General features: G+C 48.7%; 13 protein-coding genes and 2 pseudogenes. 9 read left to right on the top strand and 6 right to left on the bottom strand.

Annotated features, from left to right (window positions below; translation table 11 throughout):
* The first annotated feature begins 132 nt into the window (after positions 1 to 132).
* The 6 genes from GVJ32_RS13060 to metF all read left to right on the top strand — a co-directional run bounded on the left by GVJ32_RS13060 (position 133) and on the right by metF (position 5,755).
* A complete protein-coding gene (locus GVJ32_RS13060; protein WP_159240542.1) occupies positions 133 to 570 on the top strand; it encodes a low molecular weight protein-tyrosine-phosphatase in 438 nt (145 codons plus the stop codon).
* Between the two features lie 94 nt (positions 571 to 664).
* Positions 665 to 1,687, top strand: a complete 1,023-nt coding sequence (locus tag GVJ32_RS13055; RefSeq protein ID WP_159240541.1) for an ArsR/SmtB family transcription factor — start codon at positions 665 to 667, stop codon at positions 1,685 to 1,687.
* Positions 1,688 to 1,723: 36 nt separating this feature from the next.
* Positions 1,724 to 2,932 (top strand): methionine adenosyltransferase, encoded by a 1,209-nt coding sequence (gene metK, locus GVJ32_RS13050; RefSeq protein ID WP_159240540.1) that lies wholly within the window; start codon positions 1,724 to 1,726, stop codon positions 2,930 to 2,932.
* A 54-nt stretch (positions 2,933 to 2,986) separates the two neighbouring features.
* Positions 2,987 to 3,346 carry a four helix bundle protein gene (locus GVJ32_RS13045; RefSeq protein ID WP_159240539.1) on the top strand — a complete coding sequence of 120 codons (360 nt, stop codon included), beginning with the start codon at positions 2,987 to 2,989 and terminating at the stop codon, positions 3,344 to 3,346.
* Positions 3,347 to 3,410: 64 nt separating this feature from the next.
* A complete protein-coding gene (gene ahcY, locus GVJ32_RS13040; protein WP_159240538.1) occupies positions 3,411 to 4,784 on the top strand; it encodes an adenosylhomocysteinase in 1,374 nt (457 codons plus the stop codon).
* A 137-nt stretch (positions 4,785 to 4,921) separates the two neighbouring features.
* A complete protein-coding gene (gene metF / locus GVJ32_RS13035) occupies positions 4,922 to 5,755 on the top strand; it encodes a methylenetetrahydrofolate reductase [NAD(P)H] (RefSeq protein WP_159240537.1) in 834 nt (277 codons plus the stop codon).
* A 314-nt stretch (positions 5,756 to 6,069) separates the two neighbouring features.
* Here metF and GVJ32_RS13030 read toward each other — a convergent pair.
* The 3 genes and pseudogenes from GVJ32_RS13030 to GVJ32_RS13020 form a co-directional block, all read right to left on the bottom strand.
* A pseudogene (locus GVJ32_RS13030) lies at positions 6,070 to 7,630 on the bottom strand (transposase).
* Positions 7,631 to 7,803: 173 nt separating this feature from the next.
* Positions 7,804 to 9,054 carry a DUF5677 domain-containing protein gene (locus tag GVJ32_RS13025; RefSeq protein ID WP_159240536.1) on the bottom strand — a complete coding sequence of 417 codons (1,251 nt, stop codon included), beginning with the start codon at positions 9,052 to 9,054 and terminating at the stop codon, positions 7,804 to 7,806.
* Between the two features lie 264 nt (positions 9,055 to 9,318).
* The gene (locus tag GVJ32_RS13020; protein WP_435808084.1) at positions 9,319 to 9,798 is read right to left on the bottom strand and encodes an IS110 family transposase; all 480 of its coding nucleotides are present in this window, start codon (positions 9,796 to 9,798) and stop codon (positions 9,319 to 9,321) included.
* A gap of 62 nt (positions 9,799 to 9,860) precedes the next feature.
* Between GVJ32_RS13020 and GVJ32_RS13015 the strand changes: the two are divergent.
* Positions 9,861 to 10,387: pseudogene (locus GVJ32_RS13015) on the top strand (tyrosine-type recombinase/integrase); the annotation flags it as partial.
* Between the two features lie 57 nt (positions 10,388 to 10,444).
* On the opposite strand, the gene GVJ32_RS13010 reads toward GVJ32_RS13015, so the two are convergent.
* On the bottom strand, positions 10,445 to 10,954 hold the full coding sequence (locus GVJ32_RS13010; protein ID WP_159240534.1) for an MgtC/SapB family protein: 510 nt from the start codon (positions 10,952 to 10,954) through the stop codon (positions 10,445 to 10,447).
* Positions 10,945 to 11,913, bottom strand: coding sequence for a zinc transporter ZntB (locus GVJ32_RS13005; RefSeq protein ID WP_159240533.1), 969 nt, complete (start codon positions 11,911 to 11,913; stop codon positions 10,945 to 10,947). Before GVJ32_RS13005 ends, GVJ32_RS13010 begins: the two co-directional genes overlap by 10 nt.
* 135 nt (positions 11,914 to 12,048) lie before the next feature.
* Here GVJ32_RS13005 and GVJ32_RS13000 point away from each other — a divergent pair, with 135 nt between their 5' ends.
* Positions 12,049 to 12,927, top strand: coding sequence for an LLM class flavin-dependent oxidoreductase (locus GVJ32_RS13000; protein ID WP_159240532.1), 879 nt, complete (start codon positions 12,049 to 12,051; stop codon positions 12,925 to 12,927).
* Positions 12,928 to 12,932: 5 nt separating this feature from the next.
* Here the strand turns inward: GVJ32_RS13000 and GVJ32_RS12995 are convergent, their stop codons facing one another.
* Complete coding sequence (locus tag GVJ32_RS12995) at positions 12,933 to 13,352, bottom strand: MarR family winged helix-turn-helix transcriptional regulator (protein ID WP_159240531.1); 420 nt, start codon at positions 13,350 to 13,352, stop codon at positions 12,933 to 12,935.
* Between the two features lie 317 nt (positions 13,353 to 13,669).
* On the opposite strand from GVJ32_RS12995, the gene GVJ32_RS12990 reads away from it, so the two are divergent.
* The gene (locus GVJ32_RS12990; RefSeq protein WP_159240530.1) at positions 13,670 to 14,236 is read left to right on the top strand and encodes a cytochrome b; all 567 of its coding nucleotides are present in this window, start codon (positions 13,670 to 13,672) and stop codon (positions 14,234 to 14,236) included.
* Positions 14,237 to 14,254: the final 18 nt, after the last annotated feature.

Here is a 14,254-nt window from a genome sequence, read left to right as displayed (position 1 = left end):
AGAGGCGCTATTTTCCCCTACCGGCGGCAAGACAGCAAATAGCAGAACCGTAAAAATGGCCAATTTACTTGCGCAGCTAAGCGGCTAGGGCGAAAATTACCCACTCAAAGAACAAATCAGGCTCAAAACCCCATGTTCAACAATATTTTGATGGTATGCATCGGCAATATTTGCCGCAGCCCGTCGGCCGAATACCTGCTTAAACACAAGCTCGCTCACAAACCCAATATCATCATTCACTCTGCTGGCCTCGGCGCATTAGTCGACAAACCAATAGATCCCAGCGCAGGGCAATTACTTACCGCCAAAGGTGTTGACGCCAGCGCTCACCGCGCCCGCCAACTCACCACCGAGATGCTACTCAAAGCAGATTTAATTTTGGTAATGGAGCAGCGTCACATTAAAGGCGTCACCGACCTTGCCCAACAGGTCAGCGGCAAAACTTTTTTACTGGGAAAATGGTCACAAAATCAGCCTGTTCCCGATCCTTACCGCAAAAGCATGGAGGCCTTTGAGCATGTTTACGGCCAGATAGATCAATTCACCAATGACTGGCTAAAGTATTTATAAAAACGTCAGACGTCGAATGTCAGACGACTGACGCCAAAGAAATCTATATCAATATATTTTGATATAGATAAAAAGCCCTGCTACACTGCGCAGCATGAAAGCTGCCGCCCAGACCGAAACCAAAAGCACTGCGCTAGATACCGAGCTTCTGCAACTCTGCAAAGCGGGCGGGGATAGCTTGCGTTTACAGGTTTTGCGGGTGCTAAGCCGCGACGCCTACTCGGTTCAGGAGCTGTGTCATATTTTGGACTGCCGCCAATCAGGCATGAGCCACCATTTAAAAACACTGACCGTCGCAGGGCTTATTACCAAGCGCCGCGAAGGCAACAGCCTGTTTTACCGCCGGACTTATACGCCGAGCCATCCCGAACTGAGCACGCTTCACGACGCCATGCTTGCCAGTGCCGACTTAATTAGCTTGGCGATAGACCAGCAAGAGCGGCTAGAGCAGGTATACATAGAACGCGCTGAACGCTCGCGGGCATTTTTTGCCGAGCACGCCGGTGAGTTCGGTGAACAGCAAGAACAAATGGTCGCCTACGGTGTTTACGGGCAAAGCTGCTTGGAACTATTGCGTAGCAGCCAAGCACTTGGCGGCAAGCTGGCCATTGAAATCGGCCCCGGTGAAGGCGCCTTTTTAGCAGAATTGTCGCCACACTATGAGAACGTTATTGGCGTGGATAACGCCGACGCCATGCTTAAGCGCGCCAATGAATTTATAAACCAACAAGCACTGAACAACGTATCGTTCATTCTTGGTGACAGCCGCGACACCGGCCTGCAAGAAAACGCGGCAGACTGCGTCGTTTGCAATATGGTGCTGCACCATGTGCCATCGCCAGCAGAAATATTTAAAGACGCGGCCCGCTTGTTAAAACCTGGCGGCATATTTTGCGTCACTGATTTATGTCGTCACGACCAAAGCTGGGCGCGGGATGCCTGCGGCGATTTGTGGCTGGGCTTTGAGCCCGACGACTTAACGGAGTGGGCACAGGCAAGCGGCCTGCAGGACGGCCCCGCTGCGTATTTAGCCCAACTAAATGGATTTCGCGTACAGGTTCGGCAATTTGTAAAACCGGATCACATTCAAGCACACACCAAAAACCGCAGCGTTTAAGACAACGCCGGCAACTAAAACAGAGGACCTCGCAACATGTCTGACTACAGCATATTTACATCAGAGTCGGTGTCGGAAGGACATCCAGACAAAATGGCCGATCAGATTTCTGACGCCGTGCTCGACGCGATTATCGCCCGCGACAAACACGCCCGTGTAGCGGTAGAAACGCTGGTTAAAACCGGTATGGCCATCGTAGCTGGCGAAGTGACCACCTCTTGCTATGTAGACTTAGAAGATATTATTCGCGACGTTATCACCGGCATTGGCTACAACAGCTCAGACGTCGGCTTTGACGGTGCAAGTTGCGCGGTGCTTAACGCTATCGGCAAGCAATCTGTCGACATCAACCAAGGTGTCGACCGCACCAGACCAGAAGACCAAGGCGCCGGCGACCAAGGTTTAATGTTTGGTTACGCCACCAACGAAACCCCATCGTTAATGCCAGCACCGCTGTTTTATTCTCACCGCCTTGTTGAGCGCCAAGCCTACCTGCGCAAAAATGGCGTGCTGCCATGGTTGCGTCCAGACGCAAAAAGCCAAGTTACCCTGCGCTACGAAAATGGCGTACCTGTTGCTGTAGACGCCGTCGTACTATCTACCCAACACAACCCAGAAATTTCGCAGACTGATTTACAAGAAGCCGTGCGTGAAGAAATTATTAAAAACGTATTGCCGGCTGAACTGCTCCACGCAGACACCAAATTTCACATCAACCCCACCGGAAAATTTGTAATCGGCGGCCCAGTTGGCGACTGCGGTTTAACTGGCCGTAAAATTATCGTCGACACCTACGGCGGCATGGCCCGTCACGGCGGCGGTGCATTCTCCGGCAAAGACCCATCGAAGGTAGACCGCAGCGCGGCGTATGCGGGTCGTTATGTTGCCAAAAATATAGTGGCTGCGGGATTAGCTGATCGCTGCGAAATTCAAGTGTCTTACGCAATTGGTGTTGCGGAACCCACTTCAATTTCAATCAACACCTTCGGCACTGGCAAAGTTAGCGACGCGAAATTAGTTGCTGCGGTACGCGAAGTCTTCGACCTGCGCCCCTACGGCATCACCAAAATGCTCGACCTGGCTCACCCCATGTACCAACCGACGGCGGCCTACGGCCACTTCGGTCGCGACCCTTACGAGTTGACCTATAACTTTAAGGAAAATGGCGAAGACAAATCAGAAACCGCCACTGCGTTTAGCTGGGAGAAGACGGATCGGGCTGAAGCTTTGAAAGCAGCGCTTTGAAGCTAAGTCGGGTGTCTGAGGTCGGATGTCTGACGTAAAACATGGAGTACTGCCATGGATCGGCGGAAGTATCAAAAATTATTGGTTTGGCAAGAGGCTATGAATTTAGTTGTCGGGGTATATCGCGCCACAGAGCGATTACCAACAACTGAGCGGTTTGGGCTTTGCCAACAGTTACGAAGAGCAGCGATAAGCATTCCGTCGAATATTGCGGAAGGCTCTGGCCGCCAAAGCGACAAAGATTTTATACGCTTTTTAAATATCGCGAATGGCTCTTTGTTGGAAGTAGAAACGCAGCTGCTCATTGCACTGAAATTACAGTATTTAGAAGAAATTAGTGAGTTACAAAATAGCATCGACAAAATTTTTGCGATGCTAAGTAGCTTAAAACGAAAATTAAAAACTGAGGACTAGCGTCTTTTTCGTCAGACATCCGACACCAGACGTCCGACCACGATTTTAAAATGAGGAATACAACATGACTACATTCACCGATTACAAAGTAGCAGATATCAGCCTAGCCGCTTGGGGCCGCAAAGAACTCAGCATTGCCGAGGGTGAAATGCCTGCGCTGATGGCGCTGCGCAATAAATACGGTGCGGACAAGCCGTTGGCTGGCGCTAAAATTTTAGGCTGTATTCACATGACGATTCAAACCGGCGTGTTGATCGAAACCTTGATCGAGCTGGGTGCAGAAGTGCGCTGGTCATCTTGTAATATTTTCTCTACCCAAGACCACGCAGCTGCTGCTATCGCCGCTGCAGGCATTCCAGTTTTCGCATGGAAAGGCGAAACCGAAGAAGAATACGAGTGGTGCTTAGAGCAAACCATCCTTAAAGATGGCCAGCCTTGGGATGCCAATATGGTGCTGGACGACGGCGGCGACTTAACCGGCCTGCTTCACCAGAAATACCCACAAATGATGGATCGCATTCACGGTATTACCGAAGAAACCACAACAGGTGTTCACCGCCTACAAGAAATGTTGAAGAAGGGCGAGCTAAAAGTACCTGCCATCAACGTAAATGACTCGGTGACCAAGTCGAAAAACGACAATAAATACGGCTGCCGCCACAGCTTGAACGATGCCATCAAGCGCGGCACAGATCACCTGTTATCTGGCAAGAAGGCGTTGGTTATTGGCTACGGTGACGTGGGCAAGGGCTCTGCACAATCACTTCGCCAAGAAGGCATGATTGTTAAAATTACTGAAGTCGATCCAATCTGTGCAATGCAAGCCTGCATGGACGGCTACGAAGTCGTATCACCCTATATCGACGGCGTTAACGATGGCAGCGAAGCCTGCATCAACAGTTTGGTTTTGGGCAACACCGACCTGCTGGTAACCACCACCGGCAACGTCAATGTCTGCGATTCCAACATGCTTAAAAGCCTAAAGAGCGGCTGTGTAGTATGTAATATCGGTCACTTCGACAACGAAATTGACACGGCCTTTATGCGCAAAAATTGGGAGTGGGAAGAAGTAAAACCACAGGTTCACCTCGTTCACCGCAATAAGGCAAACAACGACCACCTAATCCTGCTTTCGGAAGGTCGCTTGGTAAACCTAGGCAACGCAACAGGCCACCCAAGCCGCATCATGGATGGCTCATTCGCCAACCAAGTACTTGCACAAATGTACCTCTACGAGCGCCGTTTTGCTGACATCGACGCCAGCCTAAAAACCGATGCCATCACCGTAAAAGTATTGCCTAAAAAGCTAGACGAAGAAGTAGCGGCCGACATGGTAGCTGGTTTCGGTGGAGTAGTAACCAAACTCAGCAAAACTCAAGCTGACTACATCGGCGTTAGCGTTGAAGGGCCGTTTAAGCCAGAGAGCTATAAATACTAGATAGTCGGAAGACTGACGTCGGATGTCAGACGCGCAGACCCTGCTCTGTTTTGCGTCAGACATCCGACCTCTGACTTCAGTCCCTCTCAATCAATTATTTAATTCGCAGCTAGCTGCGAATAGCACTGGAATTGAATATGTCCAATCGCTACAGCTTTGAATTCTTCCCGCCCAAAACCGAGGCCGGTCGCGAGAAGTTAAAAGACACCCGCAGCCAATTAGCGGCGCTTAATCCTGAGTTTTTTTCTGTCACCTATGGTGCAGGCGGCTCAACCCGCGACAATACCCGCGGCATTGTATTAGAAACTAAAAAGGCTGGCTTATCCGTCGCGCCACATTTGTCTTTTGGCGGCGATGACGAGTCTGATATTTTAGAATTATTAAATAGCTACAAAGATGCGGGCATAGATCGCATTGTTGCACTGCGCGGCGACATTCCCTCTGGCATGGGCGCANCCCGTTTGGTTTACGCTCGTGAACTTGTTGAGTTTATCCGCAAGCACACCGGCGACCACTTCCAATTAGAAGTCGCGGCCTATCCAGAAATTCATCCCGACGCAAAAAGTTACGACGCGGATATTAGATTCTTAAAAGATAAACTGGACGCCGGCGCAAATAGTGCCATCACCCAATACTTCTTCAGCGCAGACTCCTACTTCTACTTTTTAGAAGCCTGCGACAAAGCCGGTATCGACAAGCCTATATACCCCGGCATTATGCCAATCACTAACTACAACAATCTGGCGCGCTTCTCCCGCAACTGCGGCGCGGAAATTCCTCGCTGGCTGTCGAAAAAGTTAGAAGGTTACGGCGACGACCAACAAAGTATTATTGATTTCGGTACAGAATTTGTGACCGAGCTTTGCCATATTTTGATGGAAGGCGGCGCACCGGGTATTCATTTTTACAGCATGAACCAGGTAGAACCAATTAAGAGTATCGCTGAAGCTGTAATGCAGTCACATCCGTAAGCTTCCCCACCCAAACGGCGTTTAATACAAACGCCGTCTGCTTTAGGCAATCTATAGTAAACATTGGCGCTGACCACATTTTGGCAAAGTAGATTTCACATGAGGGCCGATGCTTGTAAAAGGCGGATGGTGGTGTCAAGGGCCTTAACGAGGCTGTAGATTTTCTGATTTAGCAGAACGCATGATTCCTCGCGCCTCAAAATCTTGCTTATTTTCGGATTTCTTCACAACGCTTCCTGCTCCTTTGGATTTCTATCAGCCGCTTCGTTTTGTTCTGAGGCACCACTTTGAGCTGTAAATGGCCCTTGTTCCGCCTAATATAACCCGATTCGACCATAGCGGGAGAGCTTCTCAATATTGTGGACTAAGCAATACAACTGCCACTGTCCTTGAACCTTGTCTTTGCCCCTCAGCGAGAAGCGGTTCAAGCCTTTGTTGGTACCGATGTTACCAAATACTGACTCCACTACAGACATCCGGTGACTGTAGATCAGTTTGCCCTTGGCACTGTCGACCCGCTTTTTCATCCACTCTGTCGCCGTCTTGCCACTATCAATAGTGAAGGCCACTTGGCGACCGTGGCCATGCCGTGTATCGGCTGATGCTGGGTTGCGCATGCAGTCAGTCTTAATTGGGCAGTGGCGACAGTCGGTGAGCCTGCCCTCGAAGCTGAGCTTGAGTTTGCCGCCGGTGGTAGTGCCTTCGCTGTGCAGCCACATCTCTTTTCCTGTCGGGCAATGGCAGGTTTTCTTTGTAATATTGAGAGTAAACTCGCTGGCCGGAATGACTGACTTCTGGCCTTTCACTGTGTCCCGATGGCGCTTCCCGTACTTGGCTTTCTGATCTTTGAATTTTGGATCACGCTGACGGAATTGATTGTCGGGGATGTAGGCGTTAATCCGGTTCTTCTTCAGGAATTCGTTATTGGCTTCATTCGCAAAGCCAGTGTCAGCGGTGATAATCAAGCCTTTTCCATAGATGGAGGCATTGATGTTTAAGCGCTCGAAGCGGTTCTCGACTCTGCCTAGAACAGGCTTGAGTGTATGGTGCTCCTGACCTTCGCCAAAGGCTTGGGCATCCACAATGATCTGGTGCTTTTTATCCACGGTGGCTACCCCGTTATAGCCTTGGATCGTGCCTTTGCTGGTCAGCATTTTGGCGGATTCGTTGTCGGTGATATTACTTTTTACTTCCTTTGGCCGTTGTCCCTGCCCCATCCTTGGGGCTGCTGTCTTTAGGAAATCGTTGATTTTCTTATACTGCTTGAACAGGGTATTGGCGGCCTGCTCGGCCCGTTGCTGGCGCGCCTTCTCGTTGGGTTTACGTGCATCCAGGCGCTGATGCTCTTTGATGTGGTGCTGAATCTGTTTGCGGAGTTTGGCGGATTTCTGTGCGAGTTCGTCAAAAGTACCTGAGTGCTCTTTCGCCGCATTGGACGACATTTTGCACCCGTCGATGGCAAGCAACTCCAAACCCAGCAAGCCTTGCTGGTCACAGACCAGCAGAACTTCCTCAAACACCGCTTCAATGGCATCGGGGTAGTTGCTAACAAAACTGGCAATAAGCGTGAAGTGGGGTACCGAATCGCAGGACAGCGCCTTAAAGATAATATTGTGCTCGCACTGCCACTGGATTTCCCGACTGGAAGTGATCCCCTTGGAATAAGCAAAGAGGATAATCTTCAGCAGCACCGCTGGGTCGTATGCTTTGCGACCGCCTTCGTCGTTGTTGTACTTGTCGTAGAACGCTGACAGATCAATATGATTTTCTATGAGATGGTGCAGCGTAAACTCGAAGGTACCAGGCTGGATTTGCTCGGCAAAATTAAACAACCATCGCATCTTGGTTGTAGTCGTAAGGCTTGAACTTGGGCATGTCATCACTCCCTGATCAGATGCCTGATTTTAGCAAAAAACACTGGTTTTTAAGAGAAAATCTACAGCCTCAACGCCGCCATAAGCTGCGGCTTTGGAGTTGCTTGATTTGTGGTAGCGTAGCGTTAAGCCACAAAACAAACAACGGAAAAGACGTCAATCTTGATGGCCTTGTTAGGCATTACACTCTCGTTCATGTATTTTCTGTATTCTCGATTTAATTAACTTTATTGCTGGATTATCGTTATTTTCTTCGTGAGCTTCGCGTAAGAACGTTAATAAGTTATTACTTACGCTCTTTGTGATTACTTCAATATCTTTCTTGGCCTCTTCAGTCAATATAGAAAGGTCTACCAACTGCTCAAGTATGAAGATCGAAAATGTTGAAGTGTAAAATACTGCCTCGAATTGAAGCTCCGTTCTCGTAATATCCACAGAATCTGTTTTTGTTAGATACGAAAGTCCTGCATGAGAGAACTCTGACAGAAATTCATATAAGCTATCAAAAATCTCAGTATCAAGTGGCTCTTTACTTGAAGACGCCATCTTGTACATAGATATATGGCCGTCCATGCATGCGCCATCTTCTATCCGTATGACTGTACGCCTATCGACATTCCCTTTCTTGTTTTTGGCATATACATGTGTTCCTGCTTTGATGCCAAGCTGTAGTGCAAAAAATGACTCAATTTTTTCCGAGTGGGCCTTTATAAAGACAATGTGGAGGTAACTTTCATAGATGCTTCTTGCTAATGCAAGAGAATCTGCCCCTATACTGTTATCAAGCAGGAATTTAATAGCTCTCAACGTTTTGAAGCTTCGAGCAGCACACGTTAGAGCATATTCATCAATTGATATATATTTGGAGTGAGAGTAATCACCTTTATAGCTCTCGCTCTGTCCGTATTCTAAAATATAGCCGAAGACAATTATCATTCTTCTTAAGTCTTCAATTATTGCTGCACCAGCTGCTTCGAATTGATCCTCTTCGGGAGGGTTGTCCTGTAGATAAAAATACTCATCTATAGCCTCATCCCAAAGCTCCTGATCCTTTGTGGGCAACATATTCCAGTTTTCTTCAGTGACCAGTAAGCCGCCAGTCTTTTCATATGCATACACTATTTCTGGCCGCATACCAGATTCACGCATAATTTTGATCGTTTCGCGCTCTAAGTCATCTTCATTATGAAAGTATTTGAGTGGAAACATTGGATCAGTTTTGTATGGCTCGCGACCAAATATATCAATAAACACTTTGCGAGCATTATCCAGAGCTTCTTCGACATCAGCGTTTACAGGTATTACTCTTGCGCATTCACCTTCATCATTTATTACCCAGTCGAAATCTTTGTCCCAACAACAGTCCTGGTAGATTAAATCTGTGCCGCACGGGCATAATTCGTCTGGATTTAATTTTTCGCTCATACTTTAGCCTTGTTTCTGCCTAACAGTTTTATCTATGGACTCTCTCCGTTTTGCAACGATAATCTGGCTTTCTAGCAAGCATTAGACTGCATTTATCTATTCGGTCTCTATGAGCACGCTCATTGACCAGGATGACATCTGCACGTAAGAACCTCATTATTCAATCGGTTTCTGTAGAACCAAAACTGTTATCAGGCTCCGCTTACGTACGGTCTTTGCCGCTTTCCATCCAACTTATCATGCAATCGTTGATGAGTCGCTTCTTTATGCTACTACCGGTTCTGGCTTTCCTGCCATTATTGCCCATAACATTCTTGCTTGCTTTGCCGCATACGCTACGGCAACAACATTATCCGGTTTTCTTGACCTGAGTGATTCGATCCAGTCACTATGTTGCCCACGACCTCGACTCGACATGAGCAACACCGTTCTAGCGCCGTGGATTAATAACATCCTCAGATATCGATCACCTTGCTTTGTAATTCGCCCTAGCTTGTTCTTCCCCCCAGAAGAATACTGCCGAGGAACAAGCCCTAACCATGCGGCGAACTGGCGACCATTTTTAAACACGGACGCATTACCTGCAGTTGCAACCACTGCCGATGCGGTTATCGGGCCAATGCCATCTATCCGTGTCAGCCGTGAAGCCATTTCATTACTATTCACCCAACTGCTTATACGCTTATCCAAGCTGTCTACCCGTTCTTCTTCACGAAGTAATGCAGTAAGCAAGTCATGTAGCATTTCATATAACAAAGGCGGTAATGTTTCATCACTAAAAATATCTGCCAAATCTCTCTTTAACTATCGACTTTGGCAGCAATAATATTTTTGTCCGTGGCGGCAAGGGCGATAAAGATCGCACCACAATGCTACCTCAACGACTCAAGTCGCGGTTGATACAGCAAATAGACCATGTAAAACGACTACATACTCAGGATCTTCTTGACGGTTATGGCGAGGTATATCTACCGAACGCTTTGAGCAAAAAATACCCGAGTGCAGCCACGGATATCGCTTGGCAGTTTTTGTTCCCGTCAACAACAATCGGCAAAGACCCAAGGTCGGGTACTCTGCGTCGCCATCACTTACACCCCTCAGCTTTGTCCAAACAAATTCGGAAAGCCGTGCAAGCTGCTGGTATCAATAAACCCGCGAAGTCACACAGTTTGAGGCATTCATTTGCCACACATTTGCTCGAATCGGGTATGACCTCCGGACGATCCAGGAGCTTCTCGGGCATTCCGATATTTCAACAACGGAAATTTATACACACGTGGTCAATCGCGGCGGAAAGGGAGTTTTAAGCCCTGCCGACAGCCTTGGGATTTGAGAGCTTTAAGATTGTTAGCTGTCCGCTTTATGCTATTCGGCTTAGTCAACACACCATTCACTTTTCCGGTGGCGGCTTTTTCTGATAGCGTCGCCCCGTAATTTTTTGATGTACACCTTTGCGCAGGGAATGAAAACTGTTTTCCAGCACATCGACGCCAACCAAGATGCCCACCACAATCAAGGCAATGAGTAATGCGGGGCCGTATTTATCTAAACCAATCATGACGCCGATTGCAGCCAACACCCATATTGCCGCCGCCGACGTAACACCCATGACCATACCGTCGCGGGACAAAATCACCCCTGCACCTAAAAAGCCAATACCGGTGATTATCTGACCGATCACCCTGGAGGGGTCCGTCACGCCATTCTCGACTGATGCCGCCATCGCCATGAATACATAGGTGCCCAAGCAGATAAGGGCGGCGGTACGAATGCCAATGGGCTTGCCTCTTATTTGCCGCTCTAAGCCAATGATCGCGCCGGCCGCAATAGTACTCAGCACCCCCGCCCACTTTAATGGCGCGATAGAAAGTGCCGCCACATCTATGAAATCTATAGCCATTTTTTATACCGAAAAAACACCAGCAACGCCGCTGATATGCCAACTAAAATGCCAATAAATATTGCAAATGCATCGCTATTATCAGCGCCTGGGATTCCGCCCACATTAATACCGAGCAAGCCGGTAGCAAAGCCCAAGGGTAAAAATATTGCAGAGACAATTGAGAGCACATACATGCGGCTATTGGATTCTTCTGATATTTGATTTACTAATTCTTCCTGACTCACCGCTGCCCGCTCGCGGATACTGTCTAAGGTTTCGATGTATTGAGCGAGGCGATCACTGACTTCACGAACCTGTAAACGCTGAACATCACCAAACCACGGCAGGCGTTCGCTCTGCACCCAGCTTAGGGCTTCGCGCTGCGGGGCAAGATAGCGGCGCAGCGCAATGGATTGACGTCGCACCTGACCAAGTTCGCTGCGTAATTTTGCGCGGGCACTTCCCAGCAGCATTTCTTCTAATTCATCTACCTTGTCTTCTGCGGTATCGATTGGCCCCGCCATGCGACGCACTAAGCGGTCACACAATATGGCGACAAAATCAGCGCTGTTCTGTGGCCCTTCGCCGTCAGCGAAACTCTCAACAATGTCGTCAACCGACAACAATCGACGCTTGCGAGAGCTAATTATTCGATGTTGATCAACACAGAGCCGAATAGACACCATGTCTTCTGGGTCTGCCTCGGGATTCATATTCACTCCCCGTAAAGCCATGAGCAAGCCGCCGGCATGGGAGGTTGCGCGGGGCCGCGTGTCTTCGGCGACCAGTGCAGCTATCGCAATATCGTCTAGGCCGCTGCGTTCCTGCAACCACTGCAATGTGCCCGCCTTGCTGTAGTCAAAGTGCAACCACAACAAACCTTGTGCCGGCTGCCACTGGGCTATCTCCTCGGCGCTAACATCTCGAGCGCCACCATTGCCATCGAGCAATTTGGCGAATATCAAAAAATCATCCATACCGATTATCTCTTTCTTGGCTTATGTATTTGATAATCTCACAGCTTTCACAAAACAACCACGCACTCACAAGGCGGGGCACGTTAAGGCCCACCAGTCCTTGAATAAGAAAATAAAAACAACGCAGGAATACGTATGAAAATCGGTGTTTGTCTTCCCTATATGCAGCGCGGTATTAGTCGTCAAAATTTTAAAGACTGGTGCCGAATCATCGATCAAGGCCCGTTTTACAGTCTGTCCTGCGGTGAGCGCGTCACCGGCTACAGCTATGAGATGCGTAATATCTTGGCCTTCGCTGCCGCGGCCACTGAGCGCGTGCGCATTATTCCCGCCTTATATGTGCTGCCCATGCACAGCGCAGTGCAAGCAGCAAAAGAAATTGCCACCCTCGACATTTTGTCAGAGGGTCGTGTCACGGTAACTGTCGGCGTTGGCGGGCGTGAAAAGGACTATGCAGCACTGGAGGCCAGCTTTAAAAATCGCTTCCAAACAATGGATGATCAAATTGCGACCATGAAAAAGGTATGGCGCGGTGAGCTGCTCGACGGCCTTGAGGAAATTGGCCCAAACCCCGTGCAAGCAGGTGGCCCACCAATATTGGTTGGCGCGATGGGCCCCAAAAGCATCCAAAGAGTGTCGAAGTGGGCCGACGGCCTGTACGGTTTTGCGATGGATGGCAACGCCGACTTAATCAATCACTTTTTCACCTCTGCCGATACCGCGTGGCAGGAATCTGGACGGCAAGACAAACCCTACCGCATGGCGGGGTTTTGGTATTCGCTAGCAAACAATGCCGAAGCGGCCTTGAGCGATTATGTATTCGACTATCTAAAAACCTTTGGCGAAGAGGATGCCCGCAACATCGCCAAGACTATGACCATGCACGACCCAATTGCCATTAAAGACGGACTGGATGCGATAGAAGCCCTAGGCTGTGACGAAATTCAATTAGTGCCCGCGAGCGCAGAAATTGCCGAGGTCGACCGCTTGGCAAATATGCTCGCAGGGCGCTAAGGCCACTATTTTAATTTTGCGAAGATCTCGAGCAGGGTATTCAGCTGTTTGCCGGTGACATTCTCGGTTAAGTCATTGGCGCAGTGAATACAGCTAACTAATGCGTCGTTGTATATCTCCACCCCCGTCGCCGTTAGCTTAACCAAGCTAAAACGCGCATCACGCTGATTCACTTCTTTTTCAACCAAATGCAGCTTTTGCATGGGGTTTAATTTTTTAGTGATACCCGAGGGCGACAAGCTCACCGCATCCGCAAGCTCAGTGCGGCTCATGGTGAGATCAGCGGCCTTGCTCAAATGATGCATGACCATAAATTCCGCAAAGCTAATACCGTGTGCGCTGAGCTTCCGATCCGCTTGCTTTATAAACGCAGAGCTCAAAGACGCGAGTTCGGTTAACAAACTCAGAGAGACTGGCAATTCCATAACAATCAACCCTAATACTTGAATAGTAAAATATCTATCAAGTATATTTGCTCGCAATAATTTGCTCAAGACATATTTTCATACTGTGTAAAAATCAAGATCTCAAATCTAGCCGAGAGGTTTAAATCTAATAAACTGATCAATTCACCCTAAATTTTGCACTTTTCTATTAATTTATTGTTTATATACTCAGACCATAACAAGATCGTAGTGAAAACGAGTGATTGTTGACTAAGCGGCATTACCGGCGTGACATAGCCCACAGCCATTGTGCAAAGCTCGCAACAGCAACATCAGGTCAAAGGGGAGCACACCTTATGCCAGCAAAGAACACCGCTAGCCGCTACGGCTGGGTAAGCCTTAGTCTGCACTGGCTTATGGCCTTGGCGGTCATTGGCATGTTCGCGCTAGGTATTTGGATGCGCCAACTGTCTTACTACGACCCTTGGTATCGAGACGGGCCAAGCATCCACAAGGGCATTGGTATTTTATTATTTATCCTTTTAGTGGCCCGTATTGGCTGGCGCAGCATGAATATTCGCCCCAGCGACGACCCCGCCCTAAAAGCCTGGGAGCGCATCACCGCGCACCTCACCCATTACGCCTTGTATGCTCTGATGCTGGCGCTGATGGTCGCAGGGTATTTAATATCTACCGCCGACGGTCGTCCCATTGACGTTTTCGGCTTATTTAATGTGCCGGCGACATTACACGGCTTACCTGACCAAGAGGACATCGCCGGCGAAATTCATGAAATTCTCGCTTGGGTGCTTATTTTATTGGCTGGTGTTCACGCACTTGCCGCGTTAAAACATCATTTTATTAACCGCGATTCGACCCTGATCAAAATGCTGGGCCGAGACGCAAACAACCCTAAACCGTAATCAACCACGCAAACACCA

Source organism: Zhongshania aliphaticivorans, assembly GCF_902705855.1.
Lineage (GTDB): Bacteria > Pseudomonadota > Gammaproteobacteria > Pseudomonadales > Spongiibacteraceae > Spongiibacter > Spongiibacter aliphaticivorans_B.
This window is presented reverse-complemented; position numbering and strand designations above follow the sequence as displayed.